16 protein-coding genes are annotated in these 18,754 nt (G+C 70.7%); 10 read left to right on the plus strand and 6 right to left on the minus strand.

Annotated elements, in window-relative coordinates; genetic code table 11:
- Positions 1-43: 43 nt before the first annotated feature.
- On the minus strand, positions 44-1,651 hold the full coding sequence (locus ACZ7L9_RS34375) for an AMP-binding protein (protein ID WP_471421456.1): 1,608 nt from the start codon (positions 1,649-1,651) through the stop codon (positions 44-46).
- 129 nt (positions 1,652-1,780) lie between these two features.
- Between ACZ7L9_RS34375 and ACZ7L9_RS34380 the strand changes: the two genes are divergently transcribed.
- Positions 1,781-2,908: an acyl-CoA dehydrogenase family protein gene (locus ACZ7L9_RS34380; protein ID WP_471421457.1), complete on the plus strand. Its 1,128-nt coding sequence runs from the start codon at positions 1,781-1,783 to the stop codon at positions 2,906-2,908.
- Positions 2,905-3,306: a RidA family protein gene (locus ACZ7L9_RS34385; RefSeq protein ID WP_471421458.1), complete on the plus strand. Its 402-nt coding sequence runs from the start codon at positions 2,905-2,907 to the stop codon at positions 3,304-3,306. The genes ACZ7L9_RS34380 and ACZ7L9_RS34385 overlap by 4 nt, the downstream gene beginning before the upstream one ends.
- 64 nt (positions 3,307-3,370) lie before the next feature.
- On the opposite strand, the gene ACZ7L9_RS34390 is transcribed toward ACZ7L9_RS34385, so the two are convergent.
- From ACZ7L9_RS34390 to ACZ7L9_RS34410, 5 genes are all read right to left on the minus strand, one after another.
- Positions 3,371-4,504 carry an FAD-dependent monooxygenase gene (locus ACZ7L9_RS34390; protein ID WP_471421459.1) on the minus strand — a complete coding sequence of 378 codons (1,134 nt, stop codon included), beginning with the start codon at positions 4,502-4,504 and terminating at the stop codon, positions 3,371-3,373.
- A gap of 62 nt (positions 4,505-4,566) precedes the next feature.
- Complete coding sequence (locus tag ACZ7L9_RS34395; protein WP_471421460.1) at positions 4,567-5,136, minus strand: GTP-binding protein; 570 nt, start codon at positions 5,134-5,136, stop codon at positions 4,567-4,569.
- A 6-nt stretch (positions 5,137-5,142) separates the two neighbouring features.
- A complete protein-coding gene (locus tag ACZ7L9_RS34400; protein WP_471421461.1) occupies positions 5,143-5,547 on the minus strand; it encodes a DUF742 domain-containing protein in 405 nt (134 codons plus the stop codon).
- Complete coding sequence (locus tag ACZ7L9_RS34405; protein ID WP_471421462.1) at positions 5,544-5,981, minus strand: roadblock/LC7 domain-containing protein; 438 nt, start codon at positions 5,979-5,981, stop codon at positions 5,544-5,546. Before ACZ7L9_RS34405 ends, ACZ7L9_RS34400 begins: the two co-directional genes overlap by 4 nt.
- On the minus strand, positions 5,978-8,734 hold the full coding sequence (locus ACZ7L9_RS34410) for a sensor histidine kinase (protein WP_471421463.1): 2,757 nt from the start codon (positions 8,732-8,734) through the stop codon (positions 5,978-5,980). Before ACZ7L9_RS34410 ends, ACZ7L9_RS34405 begins: the two co-directional genes overlap by 4 nt.
- Before the next feature lie 417 nt (positions 8,735-9,151).
- Between ACZ7L9_RS34410 and ACZ7L9_RS34415 the strand changes: the two genes are divergently transcribed.
- From ACZ7L9_RS34415 to qcrB, 8 genes are all read left to right on the plus strand, one after another.
- The gene (locus ACZ7L9_RS34415; protein ID WP_471421464.1) at positions 9,152-12,079 is read left to right on the plus strand and encodes a Na+/H+ antiporter subunit A; all 2,928 of its coding nucleotides are present in this window, start codon (positions 9,152-9,154) and stop codon (positions 12,077-12,079) included.
- Positions 12,076-12,678: a Na(+)/H(+) antiporter subunit C gene (locus ACZ7L9_RS34420; RefSeq protein WP_471421465.1), complete on the plus strand. Its 603-nt coding sequence runs from the start codon at positions 12,076-12,078 to the stop codon at positions 12,676-12,678. The genes ACZ7L9_RS34415 and ACZ7L9_RS34420 overlap by 4 nt, the downstream gene beginning before the upstream one ends.
- Positions 12,675-14,330 carry a Na+/H+ antiporter subunit D gene (locus tag ACZ7L9_RS34425; RefSeq protein WP_471421466.1) on the plus strand — a complete coding sequence of 552 codons (1,656 nt, stop codon included), beginning with the start codon at positions 12,675-12,677 and terminating at the stop codon, positions 14,328-14,330. The genes ACZ7L9_RS34420 and ACZ7L9_RS34425 overlap by 4 nt, the downstream gene beginning before the upstream one ends.
- Positions 14,331-14,344: 14 nt before the next feature.
- A complete protein-coding gene (locus ACZ7L9_RS34430) occupies positions 14,345-14,950 on the plus strand; it encodes a Na+/H+ antiporter subunit E (protein ID WP_471421471.1) in 606 nt (201 codons plus the stop codon).
- Positions 14,947-15,306, plus strand: coding sequence for an MrpF/PhaF family protein (locus ACZ7L9_RS34435; RefSeq protein WP_471421467.1), 360 nt, complete (start codon positions 14,947-14,949; stop codon positions 15,304-15,306). The genes ACZ7L9_RS34430 and ACZ7L9_RS34435 overlap by 4 nt, the downstream gene beginning before the upstream one ends.
- Positions 15,303-15,656 (plus strand): monovalent cation/H(+) antiporter subunit G, encoded by a 354-nt coding sequence (gene mnhG, locus ACZ7L9_RS34440; protein ID WP_471421468.1) that lies wholly within the window; start codon positions 15,303-15,305, stop codon positions 15,654-15,656. Before ACZ7L9_RS34435 ends, mnhG begins: the two co-directional genes overlap by 4 nt.
- A 134-nt stretch (positions 15,657-15,790) precedes the next feature.
- Positions 15,791-16,633 (plus strand): hypothetical protein, encoded by an 843-nt coding sequence (locus tag ACZ7L9_RS34445; RefSeq protein WP_471421469.1) that lies wholly within the window; start codon positions 15,791-15,793, stop codon positions 16,631-16,633.
- Between the two features lie 364 nt (positions 16,634-16,997).
- On the plus strand, positions 16,998-18,659 hold the full coding sequence (gene qcrB / locus ACZ7L9_RS34450; RefSeq protein WP_471421470.1) for a cytochrome bc1 complex cytochrome b subunit: 1,662 nt from the start codon (positions 16,998-17,000) through the stop codon (positions 18,657-18,659).
- The last annotated feature ends 95 nt before the right edge of the window (positions 18,660-18,754 follow it).

Genomic DNA, 18,754 nt, shown 5'->3' on the forward strand with positions numbered 1-18,754 from the left:
ATCCTGCCGGGCGAGGGTGGCGCGAAGCACTCGTATTTCCGGGTCACGAAGGGCTGTCCCGCAGCCGGAAACGCTGGAGCTTCCCGGTGGCGGTCCGGGGCAGTGCGGGCAGGAACTCGACGACGCGCGGGCACTTGTGCGGGGCCAGCTCACTCTTCATGTACGTACGCAGTTCGTCGGCCGACAGTTCCGCGCCCTCGCGCAGCACCACGTACGCCACCACGATCCGGCCGCGCAGCTCGTCGGCCCGCCCCACCACCGCGGCCTCGGCCACTGCGGGGTGACGCAGCAGGGCGTCCTCGACCTCGGGGCCCGCGATGTTGTAGCCGGAGGAGATGATCATGTCGTCGGCGCGGGCCACGTAACGGAAGTAGCCGTCCGGCTCGCGCACATACGTGTCACCGGTGATGTTCCAGCCGTGCGCCACGTAGTCCCGCTGGCGGTCGTCGGCGAGATAGCGGCAGCCGATCGGACCGCGTACGGCGAGGAGTCCGGGCTCCCCGTCCGGCACCTGGCGGCCCTCGCTGTCCACCACCCGGGCCCGCCAGCCGGGCACGGGAACTCCGGTGGTGCCGGGGCGGATCGCGTCGTCGGCGGCGGAGATGAAGATGTGCAGCAGTTCGGTGGCGCCGATGCCGTTGATGATGCGCAGCCCAGTCCGCTCGTACCAGGACCGCCAGGTGCCGACCGGGAGGTTCTCGCCGGCCGAGACACAGCGCCGCAGCGCGGTCAGATCGTGCTCGTCGATGTGGTCGAGCATCACGCGGTACGCGGTCGGCGCGGTGAACAGCACCGAGACACGGTGTGCGGCGAGCGCGGGCAACAGCTGGACCGGGCCGGACTGTTCGAGCAGCAGGGAACTGGCACCGGCCCGCAGCGGGAAGACCACCAGACCACCGAGCCCGAAGGTGAAGCCGAGCGGTGGACTGCCCGCGAACACGTCGTCGGGCGTCGGACGCAGGACATGGCGCGAGAACGTGTCGGCGATGGCGAGCACGTCCCGGTGGAAGTGCATACAGCCCTTCGGCCGCCCGGTGGTGCCCGAGGTGAACGCGATCAGCGCGACATCGTCCGTCGCCGTGTCCACCGGACGGTACGGCCCCCGCTCGGCCTCGGCCAGCCGCAGCAGATCGTCCGGGGTGTCACCCCCGTACGCCGTGATCCGCAGCCCCGGCACCTGAGCCTTCACCAGGTCGTCGATCGCCCGGACGTCGCACAGCGCGTGGCTCACCCGGGCGATCGAGCAGATGGTGGCGAGCTCGGCGGACCGCTGCCGGTCCAGCACCGTGACGGCGATCGCGCCCGCCTTCAGCACCGCGAGCCAGCAGGCGGCGAGATGGGGCGTGGTGGGGCCGCGCAACAGCACGCGGTTGCCGGGGACGACCCCCAGATCCGATGTGAGGACATGGGCGATCCGGTCCACCCGGTCCCGCAGCTCCCCGTAGCTCCACACTCCGCCGTCGGGGGTACGGAAGGCGGGGCGGTCGGGGCCGAAGCGGTCGGCCGTACGGTCCAGCAGCTCCGCCGCGCAGTTGAGGCGGGGCGGGTAGTTCAGTTCGGGCAGGTCGAAGAGCAGTTCCGGCCACTCGTCCGGGGGTGGCAGGTGCTCCCTGGCGAAGCTGTCGAGGTGCGCTGAGGTTTTCGGGTCCATGACGGATCGCCCCCTTGTCGCCTCCGGAGCGTATCGTTTGGGTGACGGTAGTCAACGGTCCGCGATAAGACGAGAAGGACGAGACGCGCCCGCGCGGGCGCCTCGGACACCGACAAGAGAGGCGCCGGTATGACGGCATTCTCGCTCGATCCGGCACAAACCGCTTGGTGCGAGGAGCTGAGAGTCCTTGCCGAGCAGCAACTGCGCCCCCTCGCCGAAAAAGGCGACCCGGGCCATGTCAACCGCCCCCTGATCGCCGCACTCGGCGAGTCGGGCCTCCTCGGCCGGCTGCTGAACTCCGGAGCCCTCGACCTCTGCCTGCTCCGCGAGTCCCTGGCCCGCGGCTGCACCGAGGCCGAGACCGCACTGGCCCTCCAGGGTCTCGGCACCCATCCCGTGGTCCGGGCAGGAACCCCGGCCCACCGCGAACGCTGGCTCCCCGAGGTGCGCGCGGGCCGCGCCGTCGCCGCCTTCGCACTCAGCGAACCGGGCGCGGGCTCAGACGCGGCGGCCCTCGCCCTGAACGCCGAACACGCTCCCGGCGGCTGGCGCCTGACCGGTGAGAAGTGCTGGATCTCCAACGCACCCGAGGCCGACTTCTACACCGTCTTCGCCCGTACGACCCAGGGTGCCGGATCCCGTGGCGTCACCGCGTTCCTGGTCCCCGCCGACCGCCCCGGACTGACCGGCACCGCCCTCGACATGCTCTCGCCGCACCCCATCGGGGCCCTGGTCTTCGACGGCGTCCCGGTCACCCCCGACGATGTGCTCGGCGAACCGGACCGCGGCTTCCGGGTCGCCATGGACACCCTCAACCTGTTCCGCCCCAGCGTCGGCGCGTTCGCCGTCGGCATGGCCCGCGCCGCCCTCGACGCCACGTTGACGCACACCGCCCGACGCACCGCCTTCGGCGGCCCGCTGAAGGACCTTCAGGCCGTCTCCCACCAGGTCGCCGAGATGGCCACCCGTACCGAAGCCGCCCGGCTGCTGGTGTACGCGGCCGCCGCCGCGTACGACGCGGGCGAGTCCGGCGTACCGCGCCGCGCGGCCATGGCGAAGCTGTACGCCACCGAGACCGCGCAGTACGTCGTCGACACCGCCGTTCAACTGCACGGCGCCCGCGCCCTGCGCCGCGGCCACCTCCTGGAACACCTGTACAGGGAGGTCCGCGCCCCACGGATCTACGAAGGCGCCAGCGAGGTCCAGCGCACGATCATCGCCAAGGAGCTGTACGCGAACCGGGAGGCGTCCGCATGAGTCCGGTCCACCGGATCAACCCCGCCGAGCTGTCGCCGCCCGCGGGCTTCTCGCACGCCGTCACGGCTACCGGCGGCCAACTGGTCTTCCTGGCCGGGCAGACCGCCCTCGACCAGGACGGCAAGGTCGTCGGCGCGGGCCTGCCCGAGCAGTTCACGACGGCGCTGACCAATCTGCTCACCGCCCTGCGCGCGGCGGGCGGCGCCCCGGCGGACCTGGCCCGGGTCACCGTGTACGCCACCGATGTGGCCGACTACCGCACCCATGCCGGGGAACTGGGCCGGATCTGGCGGCAGTTGGCAGGCCGCGACTATCCCGCCATGGCGGTCATCGGCGTGGCGAGGCTCTGGGACGAGCAGGCACTGGTCGAGATCGACGGGGTGGCGGTGCTGCCGTGAACGCGCCGGGCGGGCCGGGCACAGTGTGCCCGGCCCGCCCGGAAACGCGCTGATCAGGCGCTGATCAGTACGGCTTCACCAGCACATGCGCCGCACCCGGAATGCCGACCTTCAGCAGCTCGTCCTCCTCGGGCGTGGTCTCGGTGCCGGTTTCCTGCTTGAGCACCGCACGCGACATGGCCTGCACCCACATGGCCCGGGGACGGCGGCGCGCCTCCCACGCTTCGAGGGCCGCTGCCACATCGCCGTCGGCGTCCAGCGACTCGGCGAGCACCAGCGCGTCCTCGACGGCCATCGCCGCACCCTGCGCGATGTGCGGGGTGGAGGCGTGCGCGGCGTCACCGGCCAGCACCACCCGGCCGACGTGCCACGGCTCCTCGACCGTCACCTGGGAGATCCGCGAGTACACCACCGCGGCCGGGTCGGTGACGGTGGCGAGCGCCTCGGCGACCGGACCGGAGAACATCGTCAGCCGCTCCGTGAGCTGCTCGTGGGCCCGCTCCGGGTCCGGCCGGAAGTCCTCGGACTCGGCGAACACCGCGCCCAGGTACATCAGTTCCTCGGTGATCGGGGTGAGCAGCGCCTTCGCCGCCTGGCCCGCGGTGCCCATCACCACACCGCGCACCCGGGGCTGCCGGGGCACCGTCACCCGCCAGTTGGCGAACCCGGTGTACTCGGGGACGTAACGGTCCCCGTACAGCCGACTGCGCAGCGGCGAACCGATGCCGTCGAAGCCCACCACCAGGTCCCAGCGCCCGGTGGAGCCGTCGGAGAGGGTGACGTCCACGCCGGAGCCGTCGTCGGTCAGCTCCGTGATGGTGGTGGCGAAGCGGATCGTGGCCCCGGCGGCCACCGCGGCGGCGTTCAGCACCCGAGCGAGGGCGGGGCGCGGGATGCCGTTGTTCGAGGGGACGTCGCCCATCCTCGGCTGCGGTATCTCGGCGAGCGTGTTGCCGGCCGGGTCCGCGATGGTCAGGATCTCCCACTCGAAGCCCGCCTTGAGGCAGTCGTCGAGCACCCCGATCTCCCGCATGACGTGGAGGGCGTTGGACGGTTGGATGATGCCGACGCCGAGCGCTTCCAGCTCGTCGCGGAGCTCGGCGACCTCGACGGTGTGGCCGCGCCGGGCCAGCGCGGTGGCGAGGGTGAGCCCGCCGATGCCGCCGCCGTGAATCAGGACGCGCAGGGGTGATGCCATCTCAGATCTCTCCAGAGCGAGAAAGGTACCGAAGGTACGGGGGAGCGAGGGGGAGCGCCCGGTCAGCCGGTCGCGACGGGCAGGCTCATCAGGTGGTCCACCAGGGCCAGCAGCACGTCCCGGCCGAACGGCCGCTCGCGCACGTCGCCGATCAGCATCGGAACGTGCGGATCGAGGTCGAGAGCGGCTCTGATCTCGTCCGGCGTGCGGGTGTTGTGACCGTGGAAGCAGTTGATCGCGACCACGAACGGGATGTCCCGGCTCTCGTAGAAGTCGATCGACGCGAAACTGGTCTCCAGCCTGCGGGTGTCGGCGATCACGACACCGCCGAGCGCCCCGTTGACCAGGTCGTTCCACATGAACCAGAACCGTTCCTGACCGGGGGTGCCGAAGAGGTAGACCACCACCTCGGGACTGACCGTGATCCGCCCGAAGTCCAGGGCCACGGTGGTCGTGTCCTTCCCGCCGACACCGGCCAGGTCGTCGACACCGATGCCGGCCTTGGTCAGGTACTCCTCGGTGCGCAGCGGAGCGATTTCGCTGACCGCTCCCACCAGGGTGGTTTTGCCGACGCCGAAACCTCCGGCGATGAGGATCTTGACGGCGGCGGGGGCCGTCTGACTGCTTGTCATGTTGCTTCAGAGTCTCCGGAGTCCGTCACGAACGGCGGCCAGCAGGCCCATCCGGGCCCCGCCGGCCGCCCGCGCCACCGAGAGCGGGGCACGAGCCAGCAAGAGGCCCTGGGCGACGAGGTCGGCCAGCAGGATCTTGGTCACCGACACCGGGAAGCCGAGGTCGGACGCGACCTCGGCGACCGCGGACGGGCGGCTGCAGCGCGCAAGGATCAGCCGGTGTTCCGGCTGGAGCCTCCCCCGCAGGATCGGCGCACCGTGCTCGTCCCGAGGGTCCTGTGCGGTCGTCAGCACGGTGATGAGGGTGAGGTCGTCCCGCTCGGGAGCGGTCCGGCCCCGGGTGATGGTGTACGGGCGCACCATCGAGTCCGCCCCGTCCTCCTCGGCTTCCTCCTCCCAGTACGGGGTCACGCGCGCTGCCCGTCCCCGGAACCGAAGGCGTCGAACTCACCGCGGGCCGGGGTGCCGAGTTTCTGGCCGACCTGCTGTACGAGGTTGTGCATGGCGAGCGACATGATCTCGGCGTCCACCTCCTGGGAGGCGATCACTGCCAGGTGGGTGCCCTGGGCGGCCGAGATGATGAAGAGCCAGAGGTCGGCGAGTTCGACGATCACCTGGTGTACGCCGCCGCCGTTGAAGAGCTGCCCGACGCCGCGGGCCAGGCTCTGCTGACCGGTGCAGATGGCGGCCAGCCGCTCGGCGTCGGCACGATCGATGGTGCGCGAATGGCTCACCACCAGACCGTCGTCGGAGAGCAGCACGGCGTTCAGGGTCTCGGCCACCGAGTCCACCAGGCCGTCGAGCAGCCAGTCGAGATCCTGGTGAGTGGCGGTTGTGCGTGTCATGACCGTTCTTCTCTCGTGGGGAGGGGGGTGGCGGGTGGAGCGGGCTGCGTCGTCGTTCCGTCGGTCGCGCGGGCCGCGCGGGAGCGGCGCTGGAACGCTCCGATCGCGGCTCCGGCCCGGCGCGGGGCCGGTCGCAGCTGCGGGTTCTCGTTCGGGCTCGGCGGCGTGGGCGCGGCGGGTCGGGCGGCCGGGGCGATCCGCAGCTCGTCCGCCAGGCTGGCCTGTCGTACCCGGCGCGGCAGCGGGGGCTCCGCACCGGGCGCGGGAAGGACGGGCCGGTCGGACCCGCTCTCCGGGCGGAGGGCGTCCGGCTCCGGCGGCGCCGGATGGTCGGGAACGGACACCGGCAGCTGCGCGGGCCGGGCGACGTCCGGCCCGGCCTGCCGGGGCCCGGGGATCGGGAGGCCGGAGCGGTCCGCCCCGACACCCGAGGGGTACGGAGCGGCGTACGGCTGCTGCGGAGCCCGGTGCGGCTCCTCGGGCATCGGGTACGGCGGCTGGTCCACGGGGTACTGGCCGGCTGCCGTCATGTACGGCTGTTCGGCCGCGTTGTACGGGGGCTCGTGCGGGGGCTCGTGCGCCGTGTACGGCGCCGCTGGTGCGGCCGGTGCGGAGTGCGGGTCGGTGGGCGCCCCGTACGGCTCGTCCGGCGCCGGAACCGGGTTCTCCGGCGCCGCGTACGGCTGCTCCGGGGTGGCGCAGGGCGAGCCCGCCGCGTTCAACGCGGTGACTCCGGCCAGTGCCTGACCCTGGACGCGGGTCGGCAGCGCGTCACCGGCCCCGGGGGCCGCCGCTGGGGCGGCGGGCGCGGCAGCGGGGGAGGGCACGCCGACCGGACCGGACCGCGGCTCGGAGACGGTGAGCTCGTCGGGGACGAGCACGACCACCCGCGTACCGCCGTACGCCGAGGAACGGAACTCCACCCGCAGGCCGTGCTGGTCCGCGAGCCGCGCGATCACGTACAGACCGAGCCGAATGTCGTCGGAATGGGCGAGCACGTCCATCCGGGGCGGCCGGACCATCAGCTCGTTGGCCGCGGCCAGCTGGTCCTCCTCCATCCCCAGGCCCCGGTCCTCGACCTCGATGGCCAGACCGCGGCTCACCCTGGCGGCCCGGACCTCGACCGGGGAGGGCGGCCGGGAGAAGCTGAGCGCGTTCTCGATGAGCTCGGCCAGCACGTGCGAGACCGGTCCGACGGCCCGCTCCGACAGCCAGGGGCTGCCGTCCAGGTCCAGCACCACACGCCGGTAGTCCTGCACCTCGCCCTGGGCGGAACGCATCACATCCAGCAGCGGAACCGGCTTGCGCCAGCGCCGGTGCGGGGAGCCGCCCGCGAGGATCACCAGGTTCTCCTCGTACCGCCGCAGCCGTGCGGTGAGGTGGTCGAGGTCGAAGAGGCCTTCCAGCAACTCGGGGTCCTCGTGCTTGCGCTCCAGCTCGTCCAGCTTCTTCAGCTGCTGGCCGATCAACTGCTGGGTACGGCGCGCGATGCGCTGGAGCAGCCGCTCGAATCCGCGGTGCTGATCGGCCTGTTTGACGGCAGCCGCCAGTGCACTGGTGCGCGCCAGGTTGAGCGCGTCGCCGAGCCGGGTCAGCTCGTCGCCCTTGTCGCCCTTGTCGTCGCGCTCGATGGCGCGGGCCTCGGCCTCGACATCGATGCGCTCGCCCTTGCCCAGCCGCTCGACGACATCGGGCAGGGCCTTCTCCAACTCCTCGGCCCGCTCCTGCAGCCTGCCGATCCGACGGCGGAGGTTACGGGTGAGGCGCCAGGTGGTCCAGATGACCGCGATCACGGCCACCAGACCGACCACCGTGGTCAGCACCATCTTGAACAGCAGGGACATCACACTGCCCTTGCCCTCCTCGACCACGAGGGCGGTGCGGTGCTCCAACAGCTTCTCGAGCTGGGGAGAGAGCTCGTCCATCGCGCCGCGCCAGGTCTTCTCCTCGGCGCCGACCTCGACGAAGCCGGCGGCGTCGGCATCGGCCGGCCGCAGCACCTCGTTCTCCACCCGCGTCTTGGTCTTCCAGGCCGGACTGCGGGTGATCTCCTCCCACATGGCCTTCTCGTCCGACGGCAGATAGGGGACGACCTTGGTGGAGTAGTGGAGCGACTGGCCGGACACCGCCTCCCGGACCTGTCGCAGGTCCTCGCTGCTCAGCTTCCCCTCGGACCAGCCGCGCGTCAGCAGGGCGTCCGAACGGGAGATCATCTCCTTGGTCCAGAACAGGTCGACGAGCGGCTGCGAAAGCGTGGTGATCCGGCCGTTGTCGACATGGCTGAGCGCGGTGAAGAGTTCGAGGTCGACCGCGATCAGGTCCGTGTAGTAGCCGTACACGACCTTCTGCTGATCGTTGCCGCCCTCGTCGACGAGGGCGCGCTGGGCGGGCAGTTGATTGATCGCCTCGCGGGCCTTGCCGACCGCGTCACGGACCTCGGCGGGGGCGTCGTCCGTCGCCACGTCGGAGAGCGACTGAAAGCTCTTGATCGCGTCGTCGGTCTTCTTGCGCTGCCGCTCCAACGCATCGGTCGAGCCCTTGTGCCCGGCGAGCGCCTCGGCACTGAGCCGGCGCTCTTCCTGCAGGTTGTAGTAGACGATGTTGGACGGCTGGCCCGCCTTCTGGGCCAACTGTCCCTGGGCTGCCTGACGTTGGAAGTCCAGCAGGGTCTGGCCGCTGGTGACCGCCCAGAGGGCGGCCAGGGCGACGCCGGGGACGATGGCCAGTACGAGCAGGGCTGTCCGCAACGACATGGTGGTCGATTCGGTCCGCCGTGAGGCGCGCGTGCGCAGGGCGTGCTCCTTGACGATGATGCCAGCCTCACGACTGGTCAAATCCGTTGAGAACTTCGGCGCATTGATATTAGTCACACTGCAAAAATGAAAAGGAAGTGGGCTCACATGTGCATCACTGATCACACACAACTCCGCCACTGCGGTCCGGAGCGCCTGGTTCAGGCCGGTCCGGGCTGGTCGGGGACGGGCCGGAAAGCCCAGGCGGTCGGAGCCCGGGCCGGGCCGGTTCGAGTAGCGGGCCGGGCGGGGCGCGGCGCGCCGTACGGGTGAAGCGTGATCGGGGATATATCTGTATTTAGTGCCCTTTGTCTGTAACGCCTCACCCGGGCCCCGGACCCCCGCTCCCCGCGGGCGCGGGACGCCCCTCGGGGCCGTATGACCGCGCTCATCGTCTGCCACTTCGTCCTGGCCGCCTGCGCGCGACCGCTGGTACGGGCCCTGGGCACGCGTGCCTTCGTGGTGCTCGGGCTGCCACCGGCCGCCGCCACCGTATGGGCGGCCACGCAGTGGAACACCGCCGCCTCCGGCGGCTCGGTCACCTGGTCGTGGCGGTGGATGCCGGCCTACGACGTCACCGTCGATCTGAGGCTCGACGCGCTCGCCGAGCTCATGGTGCTGCTCGCGGCCGGAATCGGCACGCTCGTCCTGCTCTACTGCGCCTCGTACTTCACCGACGGAACCCCGCAACTGGCCGGCTTCGCCGGAAACCTTCTCGCGTTCGCGGGCGCCATGCTCGCCCTGGTCCTCGCCGACGACCTGATCTCGCTCTATGTGTTCTGGGAGTTGACCACGGTCTTCTCGTACCTGCTGATCGGGTACGACAGCGAGCAGAAGCACAGCCGCCGCTCCGCGCTCCAGGCGCTCACCGTGACCACACTCGGCGGCCTGGCGATGTTCGTCGGCTTCCTGATGATCGGTCAGTCGGCTGGCACGTACCGGATCTCCGCCATCCTCGCCGACCCGCCCCCGGCGAGCCTCGCCGTCTCGGTCGCCGTGGTGCTGATCCTGTGCGGGGCCCTGTCGAAGTCGGCGATCTGGCCGTTCAGTCTCTGGCTGCCGAACGCCATGGCCGCACCCACCCCCGTCAGCGCCTATCTGCACGCCGCCGCGATGGTGAAGGCCGGGGTCTACCTGGTCGCCCGGCTCGCCCCCGGCTTCGCCGACGTGCCGGTCTGGCGGCCCGTCGTGATCGTCCTCGGGGCCGCGACCATGCTGCTCGGCGGCTGGCGGGCGCTGCGCCTGAACGACCTGAAGCTCGTCCTCGCCTACGGCACCGTCAGCCAGCTCGGCTTCCTCACCCTGCTCGCCGGGGTCGGCAATCGGGACGCGGCGCTGGCCGCCGCCGTCATGATCCTGGGCCACGCCCTGTTCAAGGCGCCGCTGTTCCTCGTCACCGGCATCGTCGACCACGCGGCCGGCACCCGTGATCTGCGCAAACTCTCCGGCGTCGGGCGGGCGCTGCCGCACGTCTGCACGGTCGCGGTGCTCGCCGCCGCGTCCATGGCGGCCCTGCCCCCGCTGCTCGGCTTCGCCGCGAAGGAGGCCGCGTTCGAGGCGCTGCTGCACGGTGACACCGCCGACCGCTGGGCACTGGGCATCACGGTGGCGGGCTCGGCGCTGACCGTCGCGTACACCATGCGGTTCGTCTGGGGCGCCTTCGCCCGCAAGCCCGGGGTCGAGGACACTCCGGTACACCGGGTCGGCCCGTGGTTCCTCGCGCCGCCCGCCGTGCTCGCGGTCTGCGGGCTGGTGCTCGGACCCGGCGTCGGGTGGACCGACCGGCTGCTCGGCACGTACGCGGACGCGTTCCCCTCGTCCGCGCATCCCTACCATCTCTCGCTCTGGCACGGATTCGGTACCGTCCTGCTGCTCTCGGCCGCCGCCGTGGCGGGCGGCGTGCTGCTCTTCGCCGGCCGCACCACCGTCACCCGGCTCTCCCGGCGGATCGCCTGGCCCACCGCCGACAGCGTCTTCGGACAAATGCTGCTCGGCCTGGAACGGCTCTCTCTCCAGCTCACCGGCTTCGTCCAGCGCGGCTCGCTCTCCGTGTACCTCGCCACCACCCTGCTCGTGATGCTGGCCGGCCAGCTCACCGTCCTCGGCGTGGACCGGCCCTGGCACGGGGCGGCCGCCCCGAAGATCTGGGACTTCCCGCTGCAGGGCGCCATCGCCGTGCTGACCTGCGCGGCCGCCCTGCTCTGTCTCACCGTCAGCCGGCGGATGAAGGCCGTGGTCCTGGCCGGGCTGACCGGATACGGCGCCGCGCTGCTCTTCGTCGTCCAGGGCGGCCCGGACCTGGCGCTCACCCAGTTCTGCGTCGAGACCGTGTCGATGATCGTGTTCGTGCTGGTGCTGCGGCGGATGCCCGTGCGCTTCCAGGAGTCGGTCAGCACCTGGCGGCGTGCCGTACGCATTCCGGTCGCGCTGGCCGCGGCGGCGACGCTCGGCGTGGTGGTGTGGGTCGCGGCGGCCGCGCGTTCGGCAGAACCAGCTGGCGCGGCCATGGTGGAGGAGACCGCCCACCACGGGCTCAAGGACGTCGTGGCGACCATCCTGGTCGACCTGCGCGCCTGGGACACGATGGGGGAATCCGCCGTGCTCGCCGCGGCCGCGGTCGGCGTGACGAGCCTGATCTATCTGCACCGCCGCGCCGAGGACCCGTCGCTGCGGCAAGAGACGCGGGGACGTACCGCCTGGTCATTGACGGCCCCCGAGATGACGGGACTTCCGCACGGAGACGAAGGGGCACCGGAACGCGGCTGGCTCGCGGCCGGGTCCACGCTCGCCCCCGAGCACCGCTCGATCGTCTTCGAGGTCGTGGCCCGGCTGCTGTTCCACCCGGTCCTGGTGCTCTCGCTGTACCTGCTGTTCTGCGCCGAGAACATGCCGGGCGGCGGCTTCGTCGGCGGGCTCGTCGCCGGACTCGCCCTGATCACCCGCTACCTGGCGGGCGGCCGCTTCGAACTCGCCGAAGCCGCGCCGCTGCAGCCCGGACTCTTCACCGGCCTGGGGCTGTTCATCTCGACGAGCGTCGCCCTGCTCGGCCTCGCCGAGGGAACGGTCCTGCACGCCTGGACCCACCACGGCCGGCTGCCCCTGATCGGCGCATACCACCTGGGCACCCCGGTCCTCTTCGACTTCGGGGTCTATCTGCTGGTCCTGGGCGTGGTGCTGGACATCGTGCGCGCGCTCGGCGCCAAGATCGACCGGCAGATCGAGCGCGCGGCGTTCGAAAGGGCCGCCGCCGCGCGCACCGGCACCCCACCGGGACCCGCACCCGGGACGGGAGGCCCCACCGGATGACGGTGAGCTTCTCGCTCCTGGCCACCGCCGCGGTGCTGTGCGCGGTCGGCGGCATCCTCATGCTCACCCGGCCCCTCACCCGCATCCTGCTCGGCGCGGTGATCGCGGGCAACGGCATCAATCTGCTCATCATCGCCGCGACCGGATCGGCCGGCCGGGAACCGCTCCTCTACGGCGTCCCGCTGCGGGAGGTCACCGACCCCCTGCCGCAGGCCATCGCGCTCACCGCGATCGTCATCACCCTCGCCACCACGGCGTTCCTCCTCGCCATGGCCTACCGCAGCCACCAGCTGACCGGCACCGACGAGGTCCACGACGACGACGAGGACCGGCGCATCGTACTGCGCGCGGAGGTGCTGGGGGAGCGGGACGAACTGCGCGAACGGTACCGGGCCGTCCCGGACGTCACGGAAGAGGAACGCGCCCGGTACCGCGAGGAACGCCGCCGCCTGCGGGCCAGGTTGCGCGCCGACCGCGCCCTCCAGGCCCGAGGCCGGTACGCCACCGGAGACCTCTGGCACGACGTAGTGGGCGCGGACCCCGAGGACTACGCCCAGAAACGGCCCCACCCCCACGCCGACCCGGGAGACACCGGATGAACGCACTCGTCCCCCTGCCGGTGCTGCTGCCGCTCTGCGCCACCGGCCTGAGCCTCGCCGTCGGCACCCGGCTCAAGCAGATCCAGCGCCTCGTCAGCGTCGCCGTGCTCACCGCCGTGCTCGGGCTCTCCCTCATGCTGATGATCGTCGCCGACACCCGCGGCCCGCTCTCCGTCCACCTCGGCGACTTCGCGCCGCCGCTCGGCATCACCCTGGTGGCCGACCGGCTGTCCGGACTGATGCTGACCGTCTCCTCCGCCATCACGCTCTGCGTGCTGGTCTACTCACTGGGCCAGGGCATGGCCGACCGGGACGAGGAAACACCCGTGGCGGTCTTCCACCCCGCATATCTGATCCTGGTCGCCGGGGTCTCCTGCACCTTCCTCGCCGGTGACCTCGTCAACCTCTATGTCGGCTTCGAGATCATGCTCGTCGCCAGCTTCGTCCTGCTCACCCTCGGCGGCACCGGACCCCGCATCCGCGCGGGCTCCACGTACGTGATCATCTCGCTGTTCTCGTCGATGCTGTTCCTCACCGCCATCGCCATGACCTACGCGGCGACCGGCACCGCCAACTTCGCACAACTGGCCGGCCGGCTCGCCACGCTCCCGCTCGGGGTACAGACCCTGATCCAGGGGATGCTGCTCACCGTCTTCGCCATCAAGGCCGCCGTCTTCCCGCTCGCGGCCTGGCTCCCCGACTCGTATCCGACCGCGCCCGCCCCTGTCACCGCGGTCTTCGCCGGTCTGCTCACCAAGGTCGGTGTGTACAGCATGCTGCGCACGGAGACCCTGCTCTTCCCCGGCAACCGGCTGGGCGACCTGCTGATGGCCGCCGCGCTCGCCTCGATGGTCGTCGGCATCCTCGGAGCCGTCGCCCAGACCGACCTGAAGCGGCTGCTCTCCTTCACCCTCATCAGCCACATCGGCTACATGGTCTTCGGTATCGGCCTCGCCACCCGGGACGCGTACGGCGGCGCGATCGTCTACGTCGCCCACCACATCACCGTCCAGACCACGCTCTTCCTGGTGGCGGGCCTCATCGAACGCCGGGGCGGCACCAACGAACTCACCCGGATCGGCGGACTGGCCAAGGCATCCCCGCTGCTCGCCGTCCTGTTCTTCGTACCCGCCATGAACCTGGCCGGCATCCCGCCGCTGTCCGGTTTCATCGGCAAGCTCGGACTGATGCGGGCCGGCGTCGCCGACGGGAGCGTCTGGGCATGGCTCCTCGTCACCGGATCGGCGGTGACCAGCCTCTTCACGCTGTACGTGATGGCCAAGGTCTGGAACCTGGCGTTCTGGCGGGCCGCGCCCCCGGGGCAGACCGCGGCAGGAACCGTCCTGGAGTCCGACTCCGAAGAGGACGACAACGACGTCGACGAGGGCCCCGACCACATCCCCGGCAGCGGCGACGAACCGGTCCGCCCCCGTTACCAGCCCGCCGGGCTCGCGGTCGCGGCCACCCTGCACGGACACGCCGTCACCACCACGACGAAGCTCCCGCTGCCGATGACCGCGGCCACCGCGGCAGCCGTCGCCCTCGGGCTCGCCTTCACCGTGTGCGCCGGACCGCTGACCTCCTACACCGACCGCGCGGCCGCCGAACTCCTCGCACGTACCCCCTACGTGGAGGCGGTGCTCGGCCGGTGAAACGCATCGTCAGGATGTCCTTCCGGAACAAGGACCTGCCGCCCTTCAGCTGCGAGTTCGGCGGACGGGGACGCGTGCTCGACCTCCCGCTGATCGCCTGGCTCACCCTCATCTGGGTGATGCTCTGGTCCGGCCTGAACTGGGCCAACGTACTGATCGGCGCGGTCGTCGCGGTCGCCGTCTGCCTGGCCTTCCCGCTGCCCCGGGTCGACCTCGGGCTCCGTCTGCACCCCTGGGGCATCCTCATGCTCGCCGGCTATCTGCTCTACGACATGTACACCTCGGGCGTACGGGTCACCCGGCAGATCTTCGTCGACCATCCGCACCGGGCCGCCGTCATCGCCGTACCGCTGCGCTGCCGCTCCGACCTGATGCTCGCGGCCACCGCCGTCGCCGTGTCGAACGTGCCCGGCGGATCGATCGTCGAGGTACGCCGAGCCACGGCCACCGTCTTCCTGCATGTCCTCGACGCGGACCGACCCGCCGTACTCGACGCGGCGCGGCGCTCCGTCTGGCGGATCGAGGAGCTGACCGTACGGGCCTTCGGCACGTCCGACGAGATCGCCCGCGTCGCCGAACCGCCGCCACCGACCGGGCGCGACAGGGGGGACCGCGCATGAGTGTGCCGGAGACCGTCGACCGGGTGCTGCTCACCGCGGCCGTCGTCGTGATCGTCATCGCCGGTGCGGGGCTCCTCACCCGGATCCGGCGAGGCCCCTCAATGCTGGACCGGGCCATCTCACTCGATGTGTGCGCCGCCCTCATCATCGCGGGCCTCGGCGCCAAGTCCGCCTTCGCGCGCGACCCGTTCTATTTCCCGATCATGCTGGTGCTGGCCTTCCTCGGGTTCACGGGGTCGGTCGGCATCGCCCGCTTCATCGCCGCGCGCGACCGGCCGGCGCTGCGGCGGGAAGCGGGCGGAACCGGCGGCGACGGACGCGACGGCACGGGCGGGACCGAGGGGGAAGCACGGTGAACATCTGGCTCCAGATCCTCGACACGGCCGGTGCGGTGCTGGTGTTCATCGGTGCGGCGATCTGTCTGCTCGGTGTGATCGGAATGCTGCGGCTGCCGGACGTGCTGTCCCGCAGCCACGCCGCCACGAAACCGCAGACCCTCGGCATGCTCCTGGTCCTCGCCGGGGTGGCCCTGCGGCTGCGCAGCGGCATGGATCTCGCCACCCTCGCGCTGATCGGCTTCTTCCAGCTGATGACCGGTCCGGTCGCCGCCCACCTGGTGGCGCGATCCGCCTACCGGACCGGCCAGATCGACCACAGCGAGCTGCTCTTCGACGAACTGGACGAGCAATTGACCGAGGAGCACTGAGAGCCTGTCGGGTGACCTCTGATCGGGCGGCCACGCCCTGGCACGCACGCTTCCCGCGTTGCCGAAACGCCCTGGCGGACTCCCCGCCCCGTTTCTCCCACGCGCGGGCGGTGTCCGGGACTAGCCTCCGCACCATGCTGCGTATCGCCGACACCCGCACCGGCCACCTCGTGGAAATCCCCGCCGCGCCCCGCCACCTGCTGCGCAGCTGTGTCCATCTGCCGGCCCTCGGCACCGGCATCGGTCCGGTGCACCTGCGGGTGCCGCTGGTCGGTGACGTACTGGCGCGCACCGCCGAGCTGAACGGCCTCCAGGTCCTCACGGTCCTCACCACCCCGGAACTGACGTCTGATCAGGCCAGCGCGCTCGACCGCGTCATGGCCGTACTCGGCATCCATCCCCCTGCCGTCGTCGGAGCCCACCACCCGGACGCGGCACTCGGCGGCCCCGCCGACGTGCACGTGGTCGCCCAGGGCGCCGACACCGGCGACGCCACGAGCGGGGGCCGGATCGAGGTGGGCCAGGTGAGCACGGTCCTGCTGGAGGAGGGCGTGCCCGACCCCGGCCACCTCCTCTCCCCGGACAGGCCGGACGTACTCGTGCCCGAGACCGCCGATCCGCTGGCAGTGCGCCTGCTGCTGCTCCACCGTCCCTATGCCACGCCGGTCACGGTCACCGGTGCGGCGCTGGCCGAGGCCCGGGGGACACTGCGGCAGTGGCGTCAGCAGGTGGCCGACTGGGCGCAGGAGCCGTCGCGGCCGGTCCCCGCCGATCTGCTGCGGGAGTCGCATGCGGCGCTGGTCGACGATCTCGACGTCGCCGCCGTCCTCGATCTGCTCGCGGATGTGGCGGAACGGTCCGATGTGCCGCCCGGCGCCAAATTCGAGACCTTCGCCCATCTCGACCGCGTCCTCGGCCTGGACCTCGTCCGCGACGTCGGCCACCAGCGCCGCCCGGACCGGCCGACGCCCCGGTGAACGGCACGACCAGCGGTTTCGGCGCCCGACCGGGCGGCATGGCCGTCCTCCGGGGCCACCGCTTCTGAGGCGCGGCCCTGCGGGGTGATTCGTGCCATGGCCCGGGCCGACGATGAGAGCGGCGAACCTGGCGTCGGAGTCCCGGCGCGGGGCGCACAGCCAAATGACGTCTCCACGTGGACCGATGGGGGGCGCCGCACCGGCCGTCGGCAATCAGGGCGCACCTCTGGCCGGAGGGCCGTGCCCATGTTCTGCCTAATGCGGGAATGGCACTCGTCCGACCACGCATAGTGCCGATATCCGTCCGAGTCCTGGACGCTGCCGGTGTCCCACACAGCTCGCACGAGGAAAGGAGCTGACGGATTTGTTGTTCCGTACCCGTAGGCGAAGGATTGAACGGAAAGTCCGTCAGACAGCGGTTGCCGGCTACGTTGCGATGGACCGTCGAGCGCCGGTCTCCGAGGCGGGCAGAGCGCTCCTGCGCAAGGCGTTTCCCGACCACTGGTCGTATCTGCTGGGTGAGCTCGCCCTGTACAGCCTCATCGCTCTGGTAGTGACGGGCAGCTACCTCACACTGTTCTTCGACCCCGGCATGGAGCAGGAGTTGTACCGGGGCTCGCACGTCCCCCTGCAAGGGGTTTTGGTCTCACAGGCGTATGCGACGACGCTGGACATCAGTTTTGACGTGCGAGGCGGGCTGCTGATTCGGCAGATGCATCACTGGGCAGCCCTCATCTTCGTCGCCGCGTTGGGCGTGCACATGCTCCGAGTCTTCTTCACCGGCGCGTTCCGCAGGCCGCGTGAGATCAACTGGATGGTGGGCGTCACGCTGTTCATGCTTGCTCTGGTGGAGGGATTTGCCGGGTACTCGCTGCCCGATGACCTGCTGTCCGGCACCGGGATGCGCACCGCCTACACGATTGTGACCTCGATCCCGATTGTCGGGAGCTACCTGGGCTTCTTTCTGTGGGGCGGGAATTTCCCCGGTGACGTCATCATCCCGCGACTGTACATCGTTCATGTGCTGTTCGTTCCCGGCCTGTTGATCGCCCTGGTCGTTGTGCATCTGGTACTGGTCGTCTACTTGAAGCACACTCAGTGGTCGTCTCAGGGCAGGACCAACCGGAATGTCGTCGGGCAGCCGATGTTCCCGCATTTCACCGCGAAGTCCGCGGGCCTGAGTCTGATGGTCGTCGGCGTCATCTCCTGGCTCGGGGCCACTGCCCAGATCAACCCCGTCTGGCGTTATGGCCCCTACCGCACAGATCACGTCTCCACCGGCTCGCAGCCGGACTGGTACGTGGGCTTTCTTGAGGGGGCGCTGCGGGTGATGCCGCCCTGGGAGACCACAGTGGCGGGGCACACCGTCATGTGGAATGTCCTCCTCCCCGCTGTGGTGCTGCCTGGCGTCCTCTTCATGATTCTCTATCTGTACCCGTACTTCGAGAAATGGGTGACGGGCGATCTGATGGAGCACCACTTGTGTGACCGGCCGCGTGATCGCCCCACGCGTACGGGTCTGGGAGTGGCGGCGATTGTCTTCTACGCGGTTCTGCTGATTGCGGGGGGAAATGATCTGAGCGCCTTCATCTTCCGAGTCTCGATCGAAACGCTGACCTGGATTCTCAGGGCCGCCCTGATCGTCGGCCCGGTGATCGCCTTCATGGTCGCCAAGCGCGCGTGCCTGGCCCTGCAAGCACATGACCGACAGGTGCTGGCGGAGGGCGAGGCGAAAGGCAAGGTCAGCCAGAGTGTCTACGGGCGGATCACCGACAGCCATCAACCACTGACCGCGGCCCGGCGCTACCGATTGTTGGTCAGGGACGTCCCTCAGCCGCTGGCCCCGCCGCGTACGCGGGCATCACGCGCGGCCCGGCTCCGTTCCGCGCTGAGCGCCTGGTACTACCGCGATCGGGTCGACATGCCGACGACGGCGAAGGAACGCATGCAGATCTCGGAGAAAATGAAGGACCCGGCCACCGCTCCGGAAGAAAAGCCCACCGCGGCGGCGGACAGGAAACGCTGACTACTGAACTTGATTGGGTGATGTCGGGCCGTTCGCCTGACAGCGGCTGAGTCGGGTCGGTAGCTGTGGGGTGTGAGATACGCGCAGGGCGGCGG

The organism is Streptomyces sp. NPDC111516, assembly GCF_055635345.1.

Bases quoted from the DNA above. Each gene is read 5' to 3' on its own strand.
- ACZ7L9_RS34375 (WP_471421456.1), bottom strand. From the start codon at position 1,651: ATGGACCCGAAAACCTCAGCGCACCTCGACAGCTTCGCCAGGGAGCAC.
- ACZ7L9_RS34380 (WP_471421457.1), top strand. From the start codon at position 1,781: ATGACGGCATTCTCGCTCGATCCGGCACAAACCGCTTGGTGCGAGGAG.
- ACZ7L9_RS34385 (WP_471421458.1), top strand. From the start codon at position 2,905: ATGAGTCCGGTCCACCGGATCAACCCCGCCGAGCTGTCGCCGCCCGCG.
- ACZ7L9_RS34390 (WP_471421459.1), bottom strand. From the start codon at position 4,504: ATGGCATCACCCCTGCGCGTCCTGATTCACGGCGGCGGCATCGGCGGG.
- ACZ7L9_RS34395 (WP_471421460.1), bottom strand. From the start codon at position 5,136: ATGACAAGCAGTCAGACGGCCCCCGCCGCCGTCAAGATCCTCATCGCC.
- ACZ7L9_RS34405 (WP_471421462.1), bottom strand. From the start codon at position 5,981: ATGACACGCACAACCGCCACTCACCAGGATCTCGACTGGCTGCTCGAC.
- ACZ7L9_RS34410 (WP_471421463.1), bottom strand. From the start codon at position 8,734: ATGTCGTTGCGGACAGCCCTGCTCGTACTGGCCATCGTCCCCGGCGTC.
- ACZ7L9_RS34415 (WP_471421464.1), top strand. From the start codon at position 9,152: ATGACCGCGCTCATCGTCTGCCACTTCGTCCTGGCCGCCTGCGCGCGA.
- ACZ7L9_RS34420 (WP_471421465.1), top strand. From the start codon at position 12,076: ATGACGGTGAGCTTCTCGCTCCTGGCCACCGCCGCGGTGCTGTGCGCG.
- ACZ7L9_RS34425 (WP_471421466.1), top strand. From the start codon at position 12,675: ATGAACGCACTCGTCCCCCTGCCGGTGCTGCTGCCGCTCTGCGCCACC.
- ACZ7L9_RS34430 (WP_471421471.1), top strand. From the start codon at position 14,345: ATGTCCTTCCGGAACAAGGACCTGCCGCCCTTCAGCTGCGAGTTCGGC.
- ACZ7L9_RS34435 (WP_471421467.1), top strand. From the start codon at position 14,947: ATGAGTGTGCCGGAGACCGTCGACCGGGTGCTGCTCACCGCGGCCGTC.
- ACZ7L9_RS34445 (WP_471421469.1), top strand. From the start codon at position 15,791: ATGCTGCGTATCGCCGACACCCGCACCGGCCACCTCGTGGAAATCCCC.